Source organism: Clostridium yunnanense (assembly GCF_016595795.1).
In the GTDB taxonomy this organism is placed as follows: Bacteria; Bacillota; Clostridia; order Clostridiales; family Clostridiaceae; genus Clostridium_AR; species Clostridium_AR yunnanense.
Window position 1 is genome coordinate 267,991 of the sequence record NZ_JAENHN010000037.1, and the last position, 23,656, is coordinate 291,646.

23 protein-coding genes and 1 riboswitch are annotated in these 23,656 nt (G+C 30.8%); of the genes, 5 read left to right on the forward strand and 18 right to left on the reverse strand.

The annotated features are described in order from the left end of the window. Nucleotides 1–195 precede the first annotated feature (195 nt). The 9 genes from JHL18_RS12640 to JHL18_RS12675 all read right to left on the reverse strand — a co-directional run bounded on the left by JHL18_RS12640 (nt 196) and on the right by JHL18_RS12675 (nt 8,275). Nucleotides 196–453 carry a hypothetical protein gene (locus JHL18_RS12640; RefSeq protein ID WP_200269670.1) on the reverse strand — a complete coding sequence of 86 codons (258 nt, stop codon included), beginning with the start codon at nt 451–453 and terminating at the stop codon, nt 196–198. A 164-nt stretch (nt 454–617) separates the two neighbouring features. Further along, the gene (locus tag JHL18_RS12645; protein ID WP_200269672.1) at nt 618–1,106 is read right to left on the reverse strand and encodes a flavodoxin family protein; all 489 of its coding nucleotides are present in this window, start codon (nt 1,104–1,106) and stop codon (nt 618–620) included. Between the two features lie 18 nt (nt 1,107–1,124). Further along, nucleotides 1,125–1,640, reverse strand: a complete 516-nt coding sequence (locus tag JHL18_RS12650) for a hypothetical protein (RefSeq protein WP_200269674.1) — start codon at nt 1,638–1,640, stop codon at nt 1,125–1,127. Nucleotides 1,641–2,191: 551 nt separating this feature from the next. After that, entirely contained in the window at nt 2,192–3,439 is a 1,248-nt protein-coding gene (locus JHL18_RS12655) for a HAMP domain-containing sensor histidine kinase (RefSeq protein ID WP_200269676.1), read from the reverse strand. A 12-nt stretch (nt 3,440–3,451) separates the two neighbouring features. After that, the gene (locus JHL18_RS12660) at nt 3,452–4,153 is read right to left on the reverse strand and encodes a response regulator transcription factor (protein ID WP_200269678.1); all 702 of its coding nucleotides are present in this window, start codon (nt 4,151–4,153) and stop codon (nt 3,452–3,454) included. 51 nt (nt 4,154–4,204) lie between these two features. After that, nucleotides 4,205–4,336 carry a hypothetical protein gene (locus tag JHL18_RS26245; RefSeq protein ID WP_274600956.1) on the reverse strand — a complete coding sequence of 44 codons (132 nt, stop codon included), beginning with the start codon at nt 4,334–4,336 and terminating at the stop codon, nt 4,205–4,207. 267 nt (nt 4,337–4,603) lie between these two features. Then, on the reverse strand, nt 4,604–4,987 hold the full coding sequence (locus JHL18_RS12665; protein WP_200269680.1) for a hypothetical protein: 384 nt from the start codon (nt 4,985–4,987) through the stop codon (nt 4,604–4,606). A 57-nt stretch (nt 4,988–5,044) separates the two neighbouring features. Beyond that, nucleotides 5,045–7,564, reverse strand: coding sequence for an ABC transporter permease (locus JHL18_RS12670; RefSeq protein WP_200269682.1), 2,520 nt, complete (start codon nt 7,562–7,564; stop codon nt 5,045–5,047). 24 nt (nt 7,565–7,588) lie between these two features. Further along, a complete protein-coding gene (locus JHL18_RS12675; RefSeq protein WP_200269684.1) occupies nt 7,589–8,275 on the reverse strand; it encodes an ABC transporter ATP-binding protein in 687 nt (228 codons plus the stop codon). 326 nt (nt 8,276–8,601) lie between these two features. Here JHL18_RS12675 and JHL18_RS12680 point away from each other — a divergent pair, with 326 nt between their 5' ends. The 3 genes from JHL18_RS12680 (at nt 8,602) to JHL18_RS12690 (ending at nt 12,595) form a co-directional block, all read left to right on the forward strand. Next, complete coding sequence (locus JHL18_RS12680; protein ID WP_200269686.1) at nt 8,602–10,119, forward strand: spore germination protein; 1,518 nt, start codon at nt 8,602–8,604, stop codon at nt 10,117–10,119. 4 nt (nt 10,120–10,123) lie between these two features. Beyond that, a complete protein-coding gene (locus JHL18_RS12685) occupies nt 10,124–11,269 on the forward strand; it encodes a Ger(x)C family spore germination protein (RefSeq protein ID WP_200269688.1) in 1,146 nt (381 codons plus the stop codon). A 228-nt stretch (nt 11,270–11,497) separates the two neighbouring features. Next, entirely contained in the window at nt 11,498–12,595 is a 1,098-nt protein-coding gene (locus JHL18_RS12690) for a GerAB/ArcD/ProY family transporter (RefSeq protein ID WP_200269690.1), read from the forward strand. Between the two features lie 81 nt (nt 12,596–12,676). Here JHL18_RS12690 and asd read toward each other — a convergent pair whose 3' ends face one another. After that, nucleotides 12,677–13,753, reverse strand: a complete 1,077-nt coding sequence (gene asd / locus JHL18_RS12695) for an aspartate-semialdehyde dehydrogenase (protein WP_200269692.1) — start codon at nt 13,751–13,753, stop codon at nt 12,677–12,679. Nucleotides 13,754–14,047: 294 nt separating this feature from the next. On the opposite strand from asd, the gene JHL18_RS12700 reads away from it, so the two are divergent. Together JHL18_RS12700 and JHL18_RS12705 are read left to right on the forward strand one after the other, a co-directional pair. After that, entirely contained in the window at nt 14,048–14,929 is an 882-nt protein-coding gene (locus JHL18_RS12700; RefSeq protein WP_200269694.1) for a LysR family transcriptional regulator, read from the forward strand. 320 nt (nt 14,930–15,249) lie between these two features. Then, nucleotides 15,250–16,218, forward strand: coding sequence for an IS1/IS1595 family N-terminal zinc-binding domain-containing protein (locus tag JHL18_RS12705; RefSeq protein ID WP_200269696.1), 969 nt, complete (start codon nt 15,250–15,252; stop codon nt 16,216–16,218). Between the two features lie 568 nt (nt 16,219–16,786). On the opposite strand, the gene JHL18_RS12710 is transcribed toward JHL18_RS12705, so the two are convergent. The 8 genes from JHL18_RS12710 to JHL18_RS12745 form a co-directional block, all read right to left on the reverse strand. Then, complete coding sequence (locus tag JHL18_RS12710; RefSeq protein WP_200269698.1) at nt 16,787–17,389, reverse strand: thiamine phosphate synthase; 603 nt, start codon at nt 17,387–17,389, stop codon at nt 16,787–16,789. Nucleotides 17,390–17,393: 4 nt separating this feature from the next. Beyond that, nucleotides 17,394–18,497 (reverse strand): 2-iminoacetate synthase ThiH, encoded by a 1,104-nt coding sequence (thiH, locus tag JHL18_RS12715; RefSeq protein ID WP_200269700.1) that lies wholly within the window; start codon nt 18,495–18,497, stop codon nt 17,394–17,396. A gap of 12 nt (nt 18,498–18,509) precedes the next feature. After that, nucleotides 18,510–19,274, reverse strand: a complete 765-nt coding sequence (locus JHL18_RS12720; RefSeq protein ID WP_200269702.1) for a thiazole synthase — start codon at nt 19,272–19,274, stop codon at nt 18,510–18,512. Further along, on the reverse strand, nt 19,274–20,077 hold the full coding sequence (gene thiF / locus JHL18_RS12725) for a sulfur carrier protein ThiS adenylyltransferase ThiF (protein ID WP_200269704.1): 804 nt from the start codon (nt 20,075–20,077) through the stop codon (nt 19,274–19,276). Before thiF ends, JHL18_RS12720 begins: the two co-directional genes overlap by 1 nt. Before the next feature lies 1 nt (nt 20,078). After that, entirely contained in the window at nt 20,079–20,273 is a 195-nt protein-coding gene (thiS, locus tag JHL18_RS12730) for a sulfur carrier protein ThiS (protein ID WP_200269706.1), read from the reverse strand. Between the two features lie 265 nt (nt 20,274–20,538). After that, nucleotides 20,539–21,837: a phosphomethylpyrimidine synthase ThiC gene (gene thiC, locus JHL18_RS12735; protein ID WP_200269708.1), complete on the reverse strand. Its 1,299-nt coding sequence runs from the start codon at nt 21,835–21,837 to the stop codon at nt 20,539–20,541. Between the two features lie 286 nt (nt 21,838–22,123). Continuing rightward, nucleotides 22,124–22,225: riboswitch (TPP riboswitch) on the reverse strand. Nucleotides 22,226–22,293: 68 nt separating this feature from the next. Next, complete coding sequence (locus JHL18_RS12740) at nt 22,294–23,391, reverse strand: GerAB/ArcD/ProY family transporter (protein WP_200269710.1); 1,098 nt, start codon at nt 23,389–23,391, stop codon at nt 22,294–22,296. 32 nt (nt 23,392–23,423) lie between these two features. After that, on the reverse strand, nt 23,424–23,639 hold the full coding sequence (locus tag JHL18_RS12745) for a hypothetical protein (protein WP_200269712.1): 216 nt from the start codon (nt 23,637–23,639) through the stop codon (nt 23,424–23,426). Between the last annotated feature and the right edge of the window lie 17 nt (nt 23,640–23,656).

Below are 23,656 nucleotides of genomic sequence, written 5' to 3' on the forward strand. Positions count from 1 at the left end.
CTTTATAAGCTTTAATAATATTTATATCATACTTACAGATTTTAAAACTTGGCGCTGTTAAAGCACTGTGTTGAAATTAATTGATTAGTCATCCAACGCTCTTTAGGTGAACAACTCTACAATTGAATTTATTTTTTTAGGATTAGAGTTGTTCATCCTTAATGAGTTTACGCAAAGATTTATCTTAAACATATCCTAAAACTTAAACAATATCCATTTACAAGTACTCATCTCGTACTTAATCTCATATAATCTTTCATTGCCTGATATTAAACTTTGGCATACGAATATAAACATATCATTTCCTACTATTCGCTCCTTATATAACTTAATTACTCTATCAATCTTAATTACATAATCTTTACCTTCACTAACCTTAAAACTTACAGGATGAGGTTTACCACTTATATCAAACCAAGCTAACATTTCTATATTCTTAGCAACAATCTTCAAGATTTCACCACCCACGCACATATGTTCGTGTTTATTTTACCAAACTATCTTATTATTATCAATAATTCTTATGTATTATTTGGAAATATTTTCGTTATTGGTTGCTACTTTTAAAATTTAATCCCCAATATAACTATTACTATAGTCATATTGGGGATTTTTCACTACAATCTATCTTTTATATCTCTTATCCATTGTTTTGCTTTTAATAAATTTTCATCTTTATCTTTCTTTAGAGGATCTTCGAAGTCCATCTCACCTACAAAATCATTTCCTTTTAGCTTTTCTTTAAAATCCCCAAAAGTCTTTCCTTCTTTTCCTCCACCATGGCAGCAAAACAAAGCAATTTTTTTATTTTCAATTTGATGCTTTTCTAGAAAAGTATTGAACACAGGTGCAAATCTACTTGCCCATACTGGAGTTCCTAGAACAATAAGCTCATATTTAGATAAATCCTTATCTATAACCTCAATATCAGGTTTATCTTTAAACATGACTTGTTTTCCGCCCCATAAGTATTTCCTAAATCCACTTGTAGGTATTTGCTTAACTGGTTGTATCTCAGCAATTTCTCCACCTAATTCTTTACTAATAGCTTCTGCAATAAATTTAGTATCCCCTTCTAGAGAATAGAAAACCACTAAGGACTTCATTTATATCACTCCTACTGTTCAATTTTTAAAACTCATACTATATTTCTCAAACCTATCAATATATTCTAACACATATATTCTCTTTTCGTCTTCATTGAATAGTAAAATTGCATAATCATTTTTATTTAACTTAAAATAGTATAAAGTCTTTTCCTGTACTTGTGGGATATATTTACTAGACTCAACTTTCTCATTATTATTAACCTCTAGACAATCTTTAAACCTATTTACAAACTCATTTACTTCATCCTTACTTTCTTCATCAACTAACTTCCACTTACTAAAATCCTTTAGTTTTTTAGCATTGTTTTCATCATATTCTAAAACCGAATAGGCTCTTCCTTCTGATGGCATTCTTTGTATATCACACATCACCTTAATCTCATGTTTGGGTTTCGGAACATCTATACTGAAATTATTCTTCAGAGTAGACCTTACGCTAGAAAAATACTTGTATACACTAATGACTTGAAATGTAAAAAAAACTATCATAGCAAATAAGATAACAAAAATACTTTTAGATGTTTTTCTCATACTCTCTCTCCACTTTTATTAATTAAATAATATGTAATACCCTTTGAATTCTAAAATTCTTACATTCAATCCACGAGAAATTTAAAGATACATTTCTCACTGAACATATAAGTATTTATGTGGACTTCCTCAAAGACGAGATATTGTTATTGGTATTTATCTTACATAAAATCCTTTACATCTATATAGTTTAAAAAGCAACTAGATTGGGGTAATCTAGCTGCTATTTATTAGGGGATCAATAACATTAAACGCTCTTTTGTTAATGGCATTTTGCTAACTTATTCATTTCATAATCCTATGATATTATTATAAACAATAATTATTAATAAATTATATCTTTTATGCTAATAATATGTTAATAATTATCCACTTTTTAATGCAATTTCCATAAAAAACGCTAGGTTTTTGTGCATAACTACAAACGAAGCTTTTATACATCAAAATCGTTTAAAATTTCTTTTATAGATTTTATTTAAAATATAAATTTCCTAAACTCAACTATTAAGTTATATGGGCTTCTTAATCTTAATGCATCAACATATTGAGTTTTAGATATTATAACAGTGAAAGGTTAATATAAACTTCGTTCCAACGCCTAATTTACTTTTTGCCTCTATAATTCCATTATGAGATTCTACTATTGACTTAGCTAGTGCTAATCCTATACCTACCGAATTACTTTTTTTTGAGTTTCTTGCCTTATAAAATCTCTTGAAAATACTTGGCAAATCTTCTTCACTTATACCTTCACCAGTATCTTTAATTATGACTCTTCTATACACCGGATTCTCTTCTAGTGTTATATCAATTGTTCCTCCTTTAGGTGTATGTTCTATTCCGTTCTTAACTATATTTATTATAGCTTCTTCTAACCATAGTCTGTCATGATAGAATACTATGTCTCTATCTTCTTGAAAGTTAATCTTCACTTCAGCTTTATCAGCTTTAGTATCAAGTGCATTTATTGCTTCACTTACTGTCTCATTAAGACTTTGACTTTCTTTATCAAATTCTATAGCTTTAGCATCTAGCTTTGCTAACTTTAGCATACTTTGTATAAGCCAATTCATTCTATCAAGCTGATTAGCGTTATTTATTAAAAAGTTTTCTCTTTGCTCTTTTTCTAACTCCTTACTAAGCAGTATATCGTTATAAACCATCATTGATGAAAGAGGTGTCTTTAACTGATGTGATATATCTGAAAGTAAGTCAACTAAGAACTGCTTTTCTTTTTCAAGTTCTGTTATATTATTTCTTATAATATCCTTCATTGAGTTAAACGACACTGCAAGCTTTGAAAAATCTCCTTCTTTATTCTCATTTATATTTATCTCATACTCCCCTTCAATAACTTTTTTAGCACCTAAAGTCAATCTTCTTATTCTCTTATAAAAAAAAGAGTACTGTATATAATTAAGTGTGAAGAATATTAAAGTTATAAATAAAAATATAAATATTATAGTATAGTTATTTTTCTTGCTAACATCATTTATATAAGGAAAAAGTTCATTGTCTAAACTTTCTGTAAGTCCATACTTTTTTATAAGCTCCGCTCCTTTTTCTCTTTCCTCTTTACTTGCTTCTCTTGTTATAAGTGGAACAATTTCTTTTTCTAAGGATGGATCTTTTTCTATAACTCTAGCTGTAATAGCTCCAACACTTTTTATATAATCATCCTTGAGATTATTATTGTAGATTTTTAAAGCAAATAAAGTAATAAATAAAAATATTGTTGTTAATAAAAAAAGAATAACTGAGCTTAATTTAAGCTCAGGATTTGCAAAATATTTTTTCATATTAAATTCTCCCTAAACTAAACTATCTACTTCCTTATTCCACTTGTACCCAAGTCCTCTCTGAGTAACTATGTATTCTGGCTGTTTTGGATCATCTTCTATCTTTTCTCTTATTCTCTTTATATAAACCGCTAATGTATTTTCATCAAAGAAAGCTTCTGATCCTTCTATCAATTGCTCTAATATCTCATCCCTCTTCATTAGAACTCCATGCTTATTTATGAAAATTAATAGGAGTTTATACTCTTGAGCCGTAAGAACTATATCTTTATCATTTTTAGTAACAGTGGCACTAGAAGTATTTACTATTATATCTCCACTTTTTAATCTATTACCAATTGTTTGATTCTTAGCAGTTCTTCTAAGTAGAACTTTAACTCTTGATAACAATTCTCTTACCCTAAAAGGCTTTGTTATATAATCATCTCCACCTATTTCAAGCCCTAAAACCACATTTACTTCCTCATCTAATGCAGTTAGAAACATAATTGGGACCTCACTGTCTTTCCTTATCTCCTTACATAACTCATATCCACTTCCATCTGGTAAATTTACATCAAGTATTATCAAATCTATATTCTTACTTTTAAAAATATCTCTTCCTTCAGCTAAGGTTGAAGCTTTAAATACATCATACCCCTCATCTTTGAGAGTAAATTCTATTCCAAGAGCCAAAGACTGATCATCTTCTACTAACAGAAGCGTAGTTGCCATTTTATGCACCTCACTAAATAATATAAGTTTATTACTGTTTCTTACATATAATTATATAGAAATACCATAATTCTGCAAATCTTGATTTAAATCTTCATTACTATTATTAATTACTTCTTTTGCAAAAAACATTAATCCTATACACAAATATACTACTTTAACTATTTCTATAAATTTATTCATGATAACTTCTCCTTTGTTGGTAATATTTTTATTATTTTCTATTTCCGTTATATATGGATGTACCAATTCGTAATAAAACTTATATTTTCAAAGAAACTTTTCACTAACTCTTATCTATGTACTAATTATATCTTCGCTAACCCTAGTACACCATAAATATGGACTTACAAAAAAAAGAGTTTGTCTTACAGTTCTGTAAGACAAACTCCCATTATCTTGGCTTATAACTTATGATGTATTTAACACCTAATGATACAACCCCTTTGCTTATTCTATCTTCATTTCTAACTTACCATAATCATCAATTTTATTTATAACCACATTAACTTTTCCCCTATACCCTTTTTCTAGATAACCAACTAAATAATGCTCATAGTAATTGCCCTTACTATCTTTGTATGTTAACAATATTTGATCTTCACTCTTAAGTTCACTGGTGTTGACCTTATACTCCCAAAGCTTTTTAGGTTCTAGCTCTGATATACTTTGTATACTACCATTAACTTTATATCTTAATTCTAAGTTATTCGCTGTTTTATCTGATTTGTTATTAATATCTATCTTATATCTACTGCTAAATTTCATGACATCAATAGCTACTAGGAAGAGAACTACTACCACACCTATTAAAATCTTCTTCTTATTATTCATAGATCCTCCTATTCGTATATCCTCTCTGATATTCAGTGATTATCATACAAATAAATGTTATTCTTCTCGTATAGCTTCTATTAAATTAGTTTTCTTAATTCTTGAAAGTGGTGAAAGCACTGATAAATATCCAACTATTAATGATCCAATAAATGATATAATCATGGCACCAATAGGCACTTTCCATGCAAACTCTCTCACACCCCCAATTGCCCTATACAATAAATATGACAATCCACAGCCTATTATAGAGCCATATATGGTTCCTGCTACGGCATATAAAATACCTTCTAGTACAATCATCTTTTTAAGTCCTTTTTGAGTAAGCCCTATAGATTTAAGTGCTGCAAACTCTCTCTTTCTTAAGATTATATTTGTAGTTATGGTATTTATTATATTTACTGAACTTATAAGAGAAATTACAGTGATAAATCCATATATAAGTATTTGTATCATTAAGTTACTTGCTTTATCTCTCCTGTTGTTATCTATTTGATTGTATACGTGAAGTGAAGTATTGGATTTAGTAAGATTCTCTATTTGTTCTGCTGCGGTTTTATCTGCCTTTATATCTTTAATCTTTATTAATAGAGAAGTGGGGTCAAGCTTATCCTTCTCTACAAACTTCTTAGTAAGCGCTTCTGTTGTAATAAGTTTTAGACCACTTGGGTTACCACTATTATCAAAAGGATCAGTTGATACTATTCCCATAACTTTAACAGTTATTACTTTTCCTTCTCCAAATTCCTTTTGTTTCACCTCTGCCTCAGATTCGCTTGAAACATTAGTGGTTTCATCGTACTGTATTGAAATCTGGTCTCCAACTTTAATATTAGCTATAGGTCCTAAATACTTTTTCTTAGTTGATTCATTATCTATTCGGTCCTTTTTTATTAAAATTACTCCATTTTCCTTCTCTAATTTATCTTTATCAATACTACCTTCCACTAAGTACTTCTTTGATGCTTCTAAAGATTTATCGTCAAAAGGTTGAACCGAGGAAATTACTGAAGTTTGCTTCTTACCATTATAATTTATACTTTCATATATATTTCCTATATTCTTAACTTCCTTTAGTTCCTTGCTGCTATCGATTACTGATTTAAATTGATAATATCTATAATTTTTATAAACATCCTTTACAGGGTTTAATTTCTTTACATCTTCAATCATAGAATTTAGACTAGTATTAGTTTTGTGTTCATCGTAATCATTATTATAGATTGTGAAATGTATATCTCTTGATTCATTAGGCTCAGTAGTTACAGTAAGGGTCATATCCATAAAGGAACTAAAGGTTATAAAAAGAACTATACTTATAACTATAGAAAATACAGTTATTCTATATCTTTTTCTATTTCTCTTTATATTTTTTGCAGCCATAGAACCTTCAAAACCAAAAAGTTTTTTAATTATTCTATTTTCAGTCTTTTTTATCTTTCCTTTTGTTATTGAGCTTCTGCTGCTTATAGCCAAAAGCGGAGATATTCTTCCTGCAAATATAGCTGGCAATAGCGCAGATAGATAAACAGATATAATACCAACTACAAAGCTAACTATTAGAATACTTGGGCTTATTACAAGCTTTGTAGCTACTACAGAATCACTACCTATCAGTTTAAATACAAACGATAATATAGATATAGCTATTATTCCAAATATTAACCCAATAGGAACCGCTATGAAAGCAAGTATAGTAGCTTCCTTAAGTACTATGAATCTTATCTGCTTAGGTGTAGTTCCAACTGCTCTTAAAAGACCAAATTCCTTCATTCTCTCAACAACACCAATTTGAAAAGAGTTATATATAACTGCTACCGTACAAACTACTACAATAGAAACTATTATAATTACAGCTGACCATAAACCACCTAATCCATCGCCTTCTCTACCAGCGCCTTCCATTCTCAACACTGGTCCATTTTCTGAAACCTTTTTCTCGTCTCCTATCTTTGTGAGCTCATTTACTGCTTTTCTAAGATTTGTACCTGATTTAACCTGTACTAAAAGTATTGAATCTTCTTTAGATAAATTATCATTCTTTGTAATTATTCTTGCTCTATTTCCGTCTTGGATAGAAAAGCTATCTTCAAGTATTCCTACAAGCGTATAGTCTTTATCACCAATATTTATTTTATCACCAACTGCTATTGACTGTGCTATATGGCTTAATGCCCATCTCTCAACAGCAATTTCCTGTTCATTTTTAGGCATTCGTCCTTCTTTAACTTTAAATGGTAGTAACTCTAACGCCTTATTTGTAGTTACTAATTTACTTGCGATTATATCGTCTTTTAGTTTTATCTCTTCATCTACTTTATAATATCCGTATTTTGCCACCTTAGGGTTGTTTACAACCTGTTCAAATACCTTATCAGTGGTGTCTTTATACATAACATGGAATGAACCATAGTTTTCTCTGGCATTATCTAGTTCAACCTGTTGCATTCCTTTAAAAAACAACCCAATTGTTGAGATTAATGCCACTGACAATACTATTCCTATAATGGTTAGCAGAGCTCTCTTTTTATTAGCTTTTAAATATCGTCCAGTTATTTCTTTATAGCTACTTATCATAACTTTTCTCCCTCGCCTCTAATCTTATTTACTTTTCAATGTTTTATCAGAAACTATCATTCCATCTTCTATAGTTATAACCCTGTCCGCCATAGTTGCTATATTTACATCATGGGTTATGAGTATTAGTGTCTGATTATATTTTCGTGCAGTAAATCTTAGAAGCTCTATAACCTCTTTTGAATTCTTACTATCAAGATTTCCAGTAGGTTCATCAGCAAGTATTATTGAAGGTTTATTTAAGAGCGCTCTTCCAATAGATACTCTTTGTTGCTGTCCTCCTGAAAGCTCCGAAGGTAAGTGTCCTCTTCTATCTGTTAATCCTAATATCTCAACAATTTCAGCTAAATAATTTTTATCAACCTTTTCATTATCTAAAAGTGCTGGTAACGAAATATTTTCTTCCACATCTAGTACAGGTATTAAGTTAAAGAACTGAAATATAAAGCCTATTTTTCTTCTCCTAAATATAGCTAGCTTTTCTTCTTTATAGTCATATATACTTTCTCCATCAATTACTACTTTTCCACTAGTCGGTATATCTAACCCCCCTAGAAGATGTAATAAAGTACTCTTTCCAGACCCTGAAGCCCCTACTATAGCTACAAATTCACCTTTATTTATAGATAAACTCACACCCTTAAGAGCTTCAACCTTGTTATCTCCTTTTCCGTAGGTTTTATTTAAACTTTCTACCTTTAATATCTCCATTTATAAATCTCTCCCTTAACTTTTCTATAAGTCAACATCACTTATCATGTTCTAATTATATCCATTATTACTTTTCTACTCTATATCTGTACACTTACAAAATCACTTACTTCCTTACAAAACTGTAAGGAAGAAGTTCTTATATTACTAAATTGTCTAAATTAAATATATCTAGCTCATTACATGCCACTTTTAATATGAATAAATAAAACCTTATATAGAAACAATAGTTATATATTTTTACATCAATATCCGTTAATTTTATGTATTTATAGAATGACAATTAGGATTATATAGAGTGAACCTTAGAAGGAGGTGTCACATTATTGAGTACAAATGATGGTCCAAAAAAACAAAATCCATCAAAAGCTGAGTATAATAAGAAGCTTTCAACTTCACTTGACTCAAATATTGAGTTGTTTAAACAAATATTTACGAAGGATGATACGTTAAGGATACGAAACATTCAAAATCAATATCAAACCAGTATAAGATGTTCTACTATCTTTATTGATGGAATGGTAAGTGATGATTACATAAGTGAAAATATTATAAAACCTATTTTGAATGCTGATCTTTCTAAAGATAATCCAGATAATATTTTTTATAAACTTATGAATCAGATTATACCTTCTAGCGATGTAAAAGAGTCTACGGATATATATGAAATTATTAATTGTATTATAGGTGGCGATACTATCCTTCTAGTGGACCACTCTTCATCTGTTCTTATAATTGATTCAAAGGATTTTAAAGTTAGAGCTATAAATGAACCAACCTCTGAAAAAGCTCTACGGGGTTCAAAAGAAGGGTTTACAGAATCTCTAATGATTAACCTATCATTAATAAGAAGAAGAGCTAAAAGTACTAATTTAAAATTTCAATTTAAACGACTAGGTGCAGAAACTAATACGAATATATGTTTATGTTATATAGAAGGTAAAGTGCAAGACAAGATATTAAATGAATTGATTACCAGACTAGATCAAATCAATATTGACAGTATACTTGATTCTCAATATATTCAAGAAATGATACAAGATGCTAAATTTTCTCCTTTTGAAACCGTTGGAAGTACAGAAAGACCCGATGTTGTAGTTGGGAAAATTCTTGAAGGTCGAATAGCTATATTGGTTGATGGAACTCCTTTTGCATTAACTGTTCCTTTTTTATTCGTCGAATATTTTCAATCTGGTGAAGATTATTATAACAATTATTTATTTATGTCTTTCAATCGTATTATAAGAATAATTGGTTTTATATTTACAGTAAGTGTTCCAGCACTATATATATCCATAGTAACCTACAACCAAGAAATGATACCCACAAATTTATTACTTAGTATTTATGCAGCCAGAGAAAACGTACCTTTACCAACAATTGTAGAAGCTATATTAATGATTTTTAGTTTCGAGGTTTTAAGAGAAGCTGGAACAAGATTACCCTCGGACTTAGGAGAAGCCATAAGTATAGTTGGAGCATTGGTACTCGGTCAAGCAGCAGTAGATGCTAGGCTTGTAAGTGCACCTATGGTTATAATTGTAGCTATAACAGGAATCGTAGGCCTATTAAATATAAAAATAGTTGGTGCTACTATATTTCTAAGATTTATCTTTCTTATTTTATCAGCTTTTTTAGGAATTTATGGTTATCTCTTTGGAGTAATAGGCTTTATAGTATATCTCATGAGCTTGCGTTCCTTTGGGGTTAATTACATGAATACTGTAGGTTCATTCGGTTCTGACTCTATATCAGATTCACCTATAAGAGCTCCTTGGTGGTATCTAAGCTTACACAATTACAAGGTTTCTGTAAAAGGTCGTATTAAAGAAAAAAACAGGTGATATAATGAAAATCTCAAAATGTATTTCAATCTTGATGATATTAGTTATTAGCGTTAATCTAACAGGCTGCTGGAACTATAGAGAGATAGAAAGTATGTCTATAGTTGCTGGAGTAGCTATTGATAGGAGTCAAACTACTAAACAATACGAAATGACAGCTGAAATTATAGATATTGAAAGCGGTAAAGATTCAAGATCAGTCCCAAGGTATATCACTCTCACTGGTGATTCTATTTTTGATATAGCACGAAATATGATTACAATCTCTGATAGAAAGCTTTACTGGAGCCACGCTAAGTGTATAATAGTTAGTACCTCTTTAGCAAGAGAGGGCCTTGGAAATATTATTGATTGGTTCATTAGAGACGCTGAAACTAGGTCAGATATGTATCTATTAGTTTCTACCGAAAAAACTGCTAAGGAAATAATCACCGCTTCGCCAACCTCGGGAAAGATTATGTCATTAGAACTGTCACGGCAATTAAAAAATCAAAAACTTGCTTCTAGAGCTCCTATACTAGATCTTTGGGATTTTGCTGATAGCTTAATACAACCAGGTAAAAGTGCTACTGTTCCAAGAGTCTTCTTAAACAAACAGTCTGGAATCCCAACTCCGAGTATAGACGGAATTGCTATATTTAAAAAAGATACTCTAATCGGCATCATTGAAGGAACTGAGACTAAATATTTACTTTTTGCTCTTAATAAAATCAAAGGTGGTCTTCTGTTAGTATATACAGAAAACCAAAAACCTCTTACCTTAGAGATATTTCAAAGTAAAACTAAAATCAAACCTGTTTTAAAGGGCGATTCTCTTAATATTAATATTATGACAGAAACTGTAGTATCTATCGCCGAAGACCAACCTTTAATTGAATTTTATAAAGAGGAACAGAGAAAAGAAATAGAAAGAAATGCTTCTCTGGTTTTGCAAAATTCCATATATAACTCAATAAGAAAAGTTCAAGAAGAATATGGCAGTGATATATTTGGTTTTGGAACAAAAGTACATGAAGATATGCCAAAGGCATGGAAAAAGCTATCCACATCTTGGAGCGATAGATTTAAGGAACTGCCAATATCTGTAACCTCCAAAGTAAAGATAAAAAATAGTGCTACTACTTCTAAACCGCTAGAAATAGGTGATTAATATGTTAATAGTAGTTATTTTATTTTATATAGTAATTGTTTTAGTAGATCAAGTAAATCTATTTAAGCAGGGTCTTAAAAAAGATTTTTATATAAGTAGCTTAATGTGTATTTTATCTTTTATTATAGCTGTTTCATTGGCTCTTAAAATAGATATCTTTAGCCCTGCTAAACCTATAGAAAACTTTTTCAAGTTTATAATACAAAAATAATTATACAGGTGGTAATTATGGAGAACGAAGTTGTTTGTGATAAGCTAGCCCTTAACACAGTCATTCTATTTGTATTTGGCAGCACTATGATACTTGGTGCTGCTGGAGAAGCCAAAAATAGCAGTTGGCTTGCTATTATAGCAGCAACTATTTTAGTGATACCGCTGTTACTAGTATATTGTAGAATTTTATATTTGTTTCCCAAAAAAGATATATTTGATATCTTTCCATTGTTATATGGAAAGTATGTAGGTAAATTCCTTTGTGTTATATACATATGGTACTTTTTTCACTTAGGAGCCTTGGTCATCCGTAACTTCGCAGAATTCATGAATACTCTTGCTTTGCCAGAAACACCAATGATTGTAACCATAATGTGTCTATCATTATTATGTATCTGGAGTTCTACTCATGGAGTAGAAGTCATGGCCAGAACTTCACGAATCCTTTTAATAATTTGCATAACCTTTGTATTTATAATTGCAAGCTTAGTAATATCTCAAATGAGATTTCACTATTTAAAGCCTTTTTTTGATTTAGAACTTAGCCAATTTTTAAATGGTACCTTCTCAGCTTTTTCATTTCCTTTTGCTGAAGTAGTTGTTTTTACAGGAGTTTTTTCTTGCTTAGAAAGAAGAACCTCTTCCTATAAGGTGCTTATTAAAGGAGTTGTTATAGCTTCAGCTTTCATTGTATACATTTCAATGAGAAACATAATGGTATTAGGTCCAAGTACATTAAAACTCCTATATTTTCCTTCTTATGTTGCTATAAGCAGGATACATTTAGGAGAATTTATTCAACGTGTAGAGGTTTCAGTAGCAATAGTTTTTGTAAGCGCAATATTCATAAAGGTTAGCATTTGCCTAATAGCTACAAGCAATGGAATTAGTAAACTTTTTGGACTTAAAGATTACAAATCCTTAATAATTCAAACAGGATTATTGATGAGCTACTTAGCTTATATTCTTTATGATAGTACTATGGAAATGCAATACTGGGCATTATCTGTTTACAAATACTACGCTTTTCCTTTTCAAGTTATAATACCTGTTGTTACTTTAATATTGGCACACTTTAAAATAAAAAAAACAAAGCAAGCTTCTTGCAGCTAATAAATTTCGCCTAGGATAACTACCTCCTAGGCGAAATTTCCATAACTCTATATTCAACTAACACAAAATCTTGATTTTCTACTATATATATCCTTGAGCTTTTAGAAGTTCTGCAATTAATACTGCCCCACCAGCTGCACCTCTCAAAGTATTGTGAGAAAGACAAACAAACTTATAATCATATACCTTGTCTTCTCTAAGTCTTCCTATTGTTATTCCCATTCCATTCTCAAAGTTTCTATCAAGCCTTGTTTGTGGTCTATCTGCTTCCTCAAAATATTTAAGAAATTTTTTAGGAGCACTTGGAAGAGTTCTCACTGACTCTGGTATATTAAAATTTTCCCATAGCTTTATTATATCTTCTTTTGACGGTTTACTTTCAAAGCTTACAAAAACTGCTGCTAAATGGCCATCAGTAACTGGTACTCTAATACATTGAGTTGTTATTATTGGTTCTTTAATATTCTCTATTTTATTATCTTTCATTTGCCCCCATATTTTTAATGGTTCATTTTCACTTTTTTCCTCTTCTCCTCCTATATAAGGGATAACATTATCTAACATTTCAGGCCAGTCCTCAAAATTTTTTCCTGCTCCTGAAATTGCCTGGTAGGTACATGCTAGTATACTCTTAGGTTTAAATTCAGATAAAGCACTTATTGCCGGTACATAGCTTTGAATTGAACAGTTAGGTTTTACTGCTATAAATCCTTTGTTAGTACCAAGTCTTTTTCTTTGACTATTAATTATTTCAATATGCTCTCCATTTATTTCCGGAATAACCATTGGAACATCTTCTACCATTCTATTAGCTGAATTACATGAAACCACTGGAACTTCATGCTTTGCATATAATTCTTCAAGTTCCTTTGTTTTATCTTTATTAAGAGAAACAGCGCAGAAAACAAAGTCTACCTCTTTAGATATTTCTTCTACAGCCGCTCCATCCTTTACAACTATATTTTTCAAAACTTCTGGGATAGGTTTTTCCATCTTCCATCTATTCCTAACGGCTTCTTCGTAGGTCAGTCCAGCAGATCTTTCACTGGCTGCTATAACCTTAACTTCAAACCATGGATGATTATCTAACAATATAGTTAATCTTTGTCCTACCATCCCAGTTCCGCCTATAAGCCCTACTCTTAACTTATCACTCATATCATTCACTCCTAATTCTAATTATATTGTTTCTTGGATTTGATAAAGAAATTGTTTAAATTTATTATGCTTCACCATACAGTTTTATCTAAATATATGGTATCATGACCATATGCATTAGTAAAATTGAAAGTTTTGATTGATATGTTCAATTTTCTTGATAATACTATATTATAGTTTATACTACATTATTATCTTATGTTAATGGTATATTTAGATGTATCACTTCAATATTGAAACTATTTTAAAAACTCCTCTAGGTGCTGAGAGGAAAATTTGAACGGAGATGATATTATGGATTTAAAACAACTCAATTCCTTTATCACTATATGTAAATTACAAAGTTTTACTCAAGCGGCTGACTCCTTAGGTTATGCACAATCTACTATAACCACTCAAATCAAGCTTTTAGAAAATGAACTTGGCGTAAAACTTTTTGAAAGAATAGGAAAAAATATAACCTTAACACATCAAGGAAAAAAACTGCTACCTTATGCAAAACAGATGATTAAACTTTCTTCAGAGATAAAGAATGTTTTGACCAGTGAAGATGTCCCTAGCGGAGTACTAACTATAGGCGCTGCTGAATCTCTATGCGTACTTAGACTTCCAGAAATACTAAAGGAGTACAGAAAACTTTATCCTAATGTTGAAGTATCTATGAAGTTTGGAAACTGCACTGACTTTAGACATTTTCTTCGTGACAACTTTATTGATGTGGCCTTCTCTTTGGGGACTAGAATAGAAGCCAATGATTTTATAACTGAAATATCCTTAGATGAGCCTATGCTTCTTTTAGCAGCTTCCGGCCATCCTTTATTGGAAAAGAAAGAAATCTTGCCAGAAGACATTGCAAAAGAATCACTTATATTAACTGAACTAGGTTGTAGTTATAGAGCTGTATTTGAGAATATCCTAAACAGTTATAATCTAAAGGCAAATGTAGTTTTGGAAACTGGAAGTGTTCAAGCTATAAAACAATTTACTATGAGCGGACTAGGAATAACACTTTTACCTAAGGTAGCTGTAGATGAAGAATTAAACCAAGGAAGATTAGTTCCCTTAAATTGGGTTGGCCCTGATTTTGGAATTGTATCACAGGTACTTTACCATAAAGATAAGTGGCTTTCTCCTGCATTAAAAGCTTTCTTGAAGCTATCAAAGGAAATGCTTTAGTTAATTAATGAATTATAACTTATATATAAACTATAAACACACTTTATTGCACTCAGTACTGGAACTCATATTAATTGTATTTTTATAAGGGCAGCCTATCCTTTACCTACAATAGGTATTATAGATATGATAAGTTCTTAAATTTTTCATAATTTTCGTAACTTTTATAACCTTGATACTCCCTTCTCTCTACTTAACACAATATTTGACTCATTGGAGTATGTATTAAAGAAATGTTGATAATGATTAAAAACTTATAGAAATGGCAAGTATTTAAATAATAACTACAGTTTAAATATTCCATTGAAGAGGTGTTTCTGTTGATCAATCACCATACAAAGCTAAAAACATTAGACTTGTGCAAAAATAAGATACTGAAAAAAGATTTTTATAAGACAAGATTTGTGGACTGCTGTCCTGAATGTAATTCAAAAAAATACGTTAAATATGGATTTTATAACGGAATACAAAGGTATATATGCAAAGATTGTAAGAGAACTTTTTCAAAAACAACTAACTCATTATGGAGTTATTCAAAAAAAGATGCGAGTACATGGATAAAATTTATAGAGTTATTCGTAGAGACTAAATCTTTAAGGTTTTGTGCAAAAAAGTTAGGCATTAGCTTAGTAACAGCCTTTTATTGGAGACACAAAATACTCCACAGCTTAACTTTAGATGATATTAACCTTAAAAACCTAAAAGGAACAATTCATATTGGAATAGCTCCTGTAAAAGAAAACTTTAAAGGTTGCAGAAATTTAGAAAATAATATTGAAGAAATGTATTTAAGCGATGAATTAGATTCAACAGATAAGTTTGTCCCAAAAGATACTACAAGAGAGACTATTTGGATTGTTGCAGCAACTGGATCAGATAACCATATGGCTGTCAAACCAGCTTTTAAAAACAATTGTACTATGCGCATTTTCAACGAAAAAGTCTATCCAGAAATAGATAAAGCTTCATATATAGTAGCATATCAAAATTCTTATTTAAAAGCTCTTGCAAGAAAATATAATAAACTTCAGAAATTATACACTAAAGCTCACATAGACAAAAAAGACGTTGACCTGAGAATAAGATATTTCAGACCAAACCTCAACTCTTTGCTTTGCAGATTTCACGGAGTAGCCACAAAATATCTAGAAAGATATCTTCGTTACTTTGTACTTCTAAATATAGATAAAATTTCAAATTGTAAAAATATTTTATTAAATTATTCAGTAGCGGATAATAACTTCATTAACACCGATAGGCTCAGATTAGTCAGCAACTACATATATTAGTTTTTATATCCAATATATTGATTTTATATCCAATATATTAATTTTTATAATTTTATAATTTTTATATTCATTATTTCTATAATAATGATTTTAAAGCTATACAAGTTCCAACAAAGACAATTTTCAAAACTTCTCTGGATTTTTGTAAGAAAATATAAAAATATATGAGATTTAATAAGTTATATTCGTAAAAATATTGAAATAAATATACTTTAATCGATTAATTAAAATTTCTATCTATATTTATATTTATATTTATATTTATATTTATATTTATATTTATGTTTGTATTTATGTTTTATATTTATTACAAAATATACTTAAAACTTGTTCTCTGATTCCTTCTTCAAAATCATCGCCCTAACGCATCACTACACAATATACTTGAAAACTTGTCCCAATTATCAACATTAATTTAATACATTTTCATGGTATATTTTCATACTTATAGAATACATATCTCTAAACCTGTTTTATACTCACATCAGAAACCTTGCAAAATATATATTATAAAGATAAATACCTTCAAACCAATTTTTAAAAATTTATTTAAAGGTATTTATACTATCTACAAATTCAACTTATGTCTTAAACTACATATATAATTTTCTGGATCTTTACTTTGCATCACAGATGACATTACTGCAGCACCATAAGCACCACAGTTCATTATATTGCTTATGTTATGTTCGCTTATTCCACCTATAGCTATAACAGGTATTCTTACACTTTCACATATTTTCTTTAAAAAATCTAATCCTCTTCCTTTTAAGCCTTCCTTACAAGAGGTTTCAAATATGTGACCAGCTATTAAGTAGTTTGCCCCATTTTGCTCTGCTAATTTAGCTTCCTCAAGAGAATGTACAGAGACACCTAAAATCCCATCAAATTCTTCCTGGAAACTCATGAAATTATTGAAACTTAAATGTAATCCATCTGCCTGAGCAAGCTTTGCCACTTCATAGTTTCCATTAATTATGAATAATGATGTATTGCTTTTCGCCTTTTCTTTTAGTTTAATTGCAATTTCCATAAGACAGTCTGCATCTAGGTCTTTTTCGCGTAGTATGATAGCTGCTGCTCCACCTTTTACACCGCTTTCAATAATTTCTGTAAGAGTTCCTTCTTGAATTAACTTTCTGTTAGTAATAACATAAATTCCTTTATTCATAAACTTATTCCCAATCCTTCAAAACAGCACAGTATCCTTTTGATGAAAGCATGTTTTTTATCTCTTCTACTGTTCTTGTGTCAGAGATTTCAAACTGTCCATCACCTTTACTTTCCTTCTCCTTGGTATGTCCTCCTATTTCCGTGGACACCCCAGCAGACATCTTTGTTACCCCTAATGGAATAAGGTTATCTCTAAACTCTGCACTTTCTCTAGTTGTCATATTTATTCCAGCTCTAGGGAGGAATAACTTAGAAGCAAGCATTATCTGAACTAAGTTTCTATCACTAATCTCTTGTAAGTCAGTGAAGCTTCCTGCATGAGGCCTTATTCTCGGAATAGAGATATTCATCTCCATATGAGGGAAATTATCTTCAATATATTTTGCATGAAGTCCAGAAAGATAAGCTTCCTTTCTCCAGTCAGTGAGTCCATACAATGCACCAACACCAATTCCTCTTATACCTGCCTTGCAAGCTCTCTCTGGTGTTTCTAATCTAAATCTATAATCTTTTTTAGGACCTCCAAGATGTATCTTATCATAAACCTCCATATCATATGTTTCTTGATATATGGTAAGTGCATCTACTCCTGCTTCTACAAGTTCTCTATATTCAGCTTCTTCCAAAGGATATATCTCTATTGCTATTGAGTTAAAATACTTTTTCATTATCTTAACAGCATCCTTTATGTAAGATACTGGACTATGAAATCTAGACTCACCAGTAAGAAGGATAACATGCCTAAGTCCACTTTCATATATAATTTTACACTCTTTCTCTATTTCATCCATAGTAAGCTTTTGCCTATTTATACTATTATCTAAGTTATAGCTGCAATAAGCACATCTATTAACACAGTAGTTTGAAATATATAGTGGAGTATACAAAACTACTGATTTTCCAAAATTGCTCATAGTAAGATTATGTGCTTTTTGTGCCATAGGCTCTAAGAATTTTTCTGCCACTGGTGATAGCAAGCTTAGAAAATCTTCTTTACTTATCCTATCTTTCTTTAATATATGTGCTATTCTATCTTCAGTTACGTTGTTAAGAAAGTTATCAAAATTATAATCTTGGACTTCCTTAGCTATATCGTAAAAACTCATTTATTTCACTTCCTATCTTAAAAATCCAGTCAATGGTGATGATGCTTCAGCCATAGGTCTCTCCGCACCTAACTTAGCTAAATAACCTTTTCTTCCACCTTCAACTGCAAGTTTAAAAGCTTCAGCCATAAGTACTGGATCTCCTGCTGTCGCAAGCGCAGTGTTTATAAGTACAGCTTCAGCTCCCATTTCCATAGCTTCTGCAGCATCTGATGGCTTACCGATTCCTGCATCTACTACGATTGGAACTTTTATCTCATCAATAAGTATTTGTATCATTTCCTTTGTTCTAATTCCTCTGTTGCTTCCTATAGGTGCTCCAAGAGGCATTACAGCAGCCGCTCCTGCATTTACCATTCTTCTAGCATCCATAATATCTGGATTCATATATGGCAGCACTATAAAACCTTCTTTAGCTAGAACTTCTGTAGCCTTTATAGTTTCATAATTATCTGGAAGTAAATATTTATTATCTGACATAATCTCAATCTTAACCCAGTTGCCACAGCCTGCAGCTTTTGCTATTCTAGCAAGCCTTATTGCCTCTTCAGCATTTCTTGCACCTGAAGTGTTAGGCATTATAACACAATTATTTATATAACTTAGTATATTTTCTTCCTCATCACTAAAGTTAACTCTTCTTAAGGCAGCAGTGACAACTTGAGTTCCACTAGCTTTTATTATATCTGGTATTATTTTATTTGAACCGTACTTCCCAGTCCCCACAAAAAGTCTGCTTTTAAGTTCTACTCCACATATATTTAATAAATCTTCCATTATATTTCCTCCCCTAAAATAATTCTTACTGCTGCGTTTGCTTCATGATTAGCTGCAACTGCAACTCTTGAAGCCATAAGCCCACAACCTATTCCTGCCTCTGTCTCTAAGTCTCCTACCATATACAGGTTGTCCTTTAATTTTCTAGTTACAACTGTATTACTGCTATAAAACCCAGAAACCCCAGAAGCTGCTATAATCTTTTTGTCTTTCATTGAACTTAACACTGTTCTCACTATAGTTGCCTTTGCAGTAGGATCATCAAAAGCTTCGATTATTATATCTACGTCTTTGAATACATCTTTTATATTATTTTCATCAAGTTTCATATCTATTACTTCAACCTCAACGAAAGGATTGCAATCTCTTATTATATCCTTCATTGCTTCAGTTTTTTTCATACCAATATGTCTTACGAAATAATATTGTCTATTTAGATTGCTTGGTTCAACTATGTCATAATCAATAAGCAGAAGACTCCCGATCCCCATTCTTGCTAAAGACACCGCTGCATTTGAACCAAGACCTCCAAGTCCAGCAATCCCAACCTTAGCTTTTTTAAGTTCTTCATGAACGAAAGGAGTATGTCTTGCGACCATAAGAGCCTCTAGCTCTTCTTTCGAAGGCATCTCTCCTCTTTTTATTAAAACAATCTTATCAAATTCCTTAACTTTTATATCTTGCTTTAATGGAAAGGAGTTATATATCAAGATATCTGCATCTGCTTTAAAGACCTCTCTTATGGAATAGGCTGTACTATCATCTGAAACTTCCCTAATTACCTCATTTACATATATCTTCATTTTAGCCGCCTCCTACAAACCTTATTAATTCCACCTCAGATTCAGAACTTAAGTTTTTAACTGCGTATTCATTTTTATCAAGAATTACTCTATCCACTTCTACGACAACTTTATCTGAATTTATCTTTAGTTCATCTAAAAGCTCCGATACTGTTATGTTTGCTCTAAACTCTCTCTGTTCTCCATTTAATATCATTAATAACACCTCCAAATTTTAATTTTTATATTAAAAGTTCATAAACCTAATTTACGATAAGTTTTATTTAATTTGATTCACCAATTAATATATTAAAGAGTCTTTGCTTCAATACTTTTATGAATAAAACTTATTAGAGCTTATATAGCTTCAATTAAATATTTATAAATTCTTATATTTATAAAATCATATAAATATATAGCAATATCAACGGTTATAGCCATTTTGAATATTACTATGTTCATCATTAAGAAGCATATTTCTTTTAAATATTCAAATCTTCATTATTTAATATCTTCTTCATGGTTCTCATGGAACACATCTTTCCGCACATTGTACAGCTGTCTGGATTTTCAGGTGAGGATTCTTTTCTGTATCTTCTTGCTTTTTCCTCATCAATAGAAAGCTCAAACATTTTCTCCCAGTCTAGATCTGCTCTTGCCTTACTCATTGCATTGTCCCAATCCATCGCACCTTTTACTCCTTTTGCAATATCTCCAGCATGAGCTGCTATCTTCGCTGCTATTATTCCTTCTTTCATATCTTCTAATGTAGGCAATCTTAAATGTTCCGCAGGAGTTACATAACACAAGAAGTCTGCACCACTAGAAGCAGCAATTGCTCCACCTATAGCAGAAGTTATATGGTCATAACCTGGAGCTACATCTGTTACTAAAGGTCCAAGTACATAGAAAGGTGCTCCATGACATAATTTTTTTTCTAAAAGCATATTAGCTTGTATTTCATTTAGAGGCATATGTCCAGGTCCTTCAATCATAACTTGTACATTTCTTTCCCAAGCTCGCTTTGTAAGTTCTCCTAAAGTAATCAGTTCCTTTATTTGTGCTGGATCCGTAGCATCCTTTATAGATCCTGGTCTACAAGCATCCCCTAAAGAAATCGTAATATCATATTTTTCGCAAATATCTAGAAGCCTGTCGTAATACTCATAAAAAGGATTTTCAGCTTTGTTAAGCTCCATCCAAGCAAAAAGTAATGATCCTCCTCTTGAAACTATGTTTGTGAGTCTAGGATTATTTTTTACTATCTTAGCCGTTTCTTTGTTTAGTCCAGCGTGAATTGTGACAAAATCCACTCCATCTTCTCCATGTTTTTCCACTACTCTAAAAAATTCATCCACAGTTATGTCCTTAAGATCCTTATCATAGAAACCTATAGCATCATACATTGGAACTGTTCCAAGCATTGCAGTTGACATATCCACAATCCTTTTTCTTAGGTGTTCAGTTTTTCCATAGTTAGATAAATCCATTATTGCTTCAGCCTTCATATTTATTGCAGTTCTTACTTTTTCCAATTCAACATCAAGGTCACAACAATCCTTTGATATCCCTAGATTTACATTTATCTTTGTACGAAGTCCTTCTCCTACTCCTTCAGCACTTAAAGATTTATGGTTTTTGTTAGCTGGAATAACTACTTTACCTTCAGCGATAAGCTCTCTTAGTACCTCTACGTCTATCTTTTCCTTTTCAGCAACTACCTCCATCTCCTTAGTTATGATTCCTTTATTAGCAGCATCCATTTGTGTTGTGTAATTCATAAAATAATCTCTCCTTAAATATAATTTGTTTAAGTTAATTAATAAGTTATTACACTTTTTCTTTTAGAACCTTATACAACAAGATATTCCAAAACTACTTCTAGATAAAATGTTCATTCTCAAATTATCACAATGCACTCTTTGACAGTTTAGAAAATATATTTAAATTAAAAATAGTATTTCTTGATAAAGAAAACAAAAAAGCAGTCAATTGTAAAGAATACAAAAGACTGCTTAAAAGCATATTTATCCAAATAAAAAAACTTGCCAAAAGCAAGCTTATATACGAATAAAGCCTTTGCTTCCCTACGATGGTTCTAACCATATCAGGTTCATGGAGTTAGGATAAACTATCCCTCTCAGCCTTGAGGCACCCCCAGCAAATATCTGGTTTATTTAGTTTTTACTAGTTTTACAAGATGATTATAACCCTAATACTTCCATTTGTAAATGCTATTAACTAAACTTTTCTACCTTAACATTTTTAGCCTTCGCTATTATTAAGGATATTATTGGAAATACCACTTGAGGGATCAGCCCAAATATCGGATATAAATTAGCTGCAAACTCGTACTCTCGCATAGTAGAATCAAACATAGTTACAGAAAATAACATACTTAATATCATTATGGGAGAAACAACATGTTTATAAGTACCCATATTAAAGATTTGAGCTATACTTAATGAAGTTGCATAACAAAATATAGCAATTTTTATAAAAACATTTGTTAATAAAAGAGCTGCAATTAAAACCTCCATCCTGGTTATAATCTCTCCAATATTTATTATCTTAGCTACTTGGTACGAAGCTTGAACTTGTAGTCCTCCTATACTCCCCAGCACAAGTATGTTTCTTAAACTTACAAGTAGTAGAGTACCTGCACCTATATAAAAGCCCCAAAATGAGTATCTTCTTATATTATTTTTATCTTTCACACTAGGATAAAACATAAAAAAAACTATAAGTTCACCAAAAGGAATTGCTACAATTATATTCACTCCTTGAATAAATTCTATGGCTTTTAGTTGCAAGAAAGGCATGAGGTTCTTTACATCCATTTCATTTACTAACATAATTGATAAAGATACTGCAACTATAATGGTGATTACAGCAAACATTGGAACCATATTTGCAATTACTTCTAGCCCTTTTCTAACTACATAAATACAAGCTACTCCAATAACAATAATAAATACTAATATGTCAGTTTCCTGCATAAGAAAACTGTTAAAAAAATCACCTAAAATTCGTATATTTGATGGTATCACAAGCCAGAAGTAATATATGTAAATAACTGATATGATCTTCCCCAAATATTTACCATAAATAATATCATTTATTTCGATTATGTTTTTTTCTGGAAACTTATCAAACAGTTTATTATAGATCAATAATAAGAAGCACATGATAATAAAACTCACAACTACAGCTATCCAAGTATTCTGTTCTGTTGACTCATTTACAAATGCTATGGTCAATGTTGAGCCTTGAATTAGTCCAATTATTAAAAACATTAATTGTGTACTTGATATAACACCCTTTTCTATTTTCATAGATATATCTACTCCTAAAAACATCACTTCATCTATTTATAACTAATGTGCAGTGTATCCTTTACTATATATTCTATTATCTTTGCTGGATTAAAAATAGAAATTCTTAGAACATAAAATATCCAAAGAATCAGACCTAAAAAGGTTAATATTGAGAAAATCCTTAACTCTTTAAATCTTCTTTCTTTTAACATCTCTGGTACCTCAATAAGTATTATTGAAATAAAAAATACTGCTACTAAAACCATGATCTCTCCTTATAATA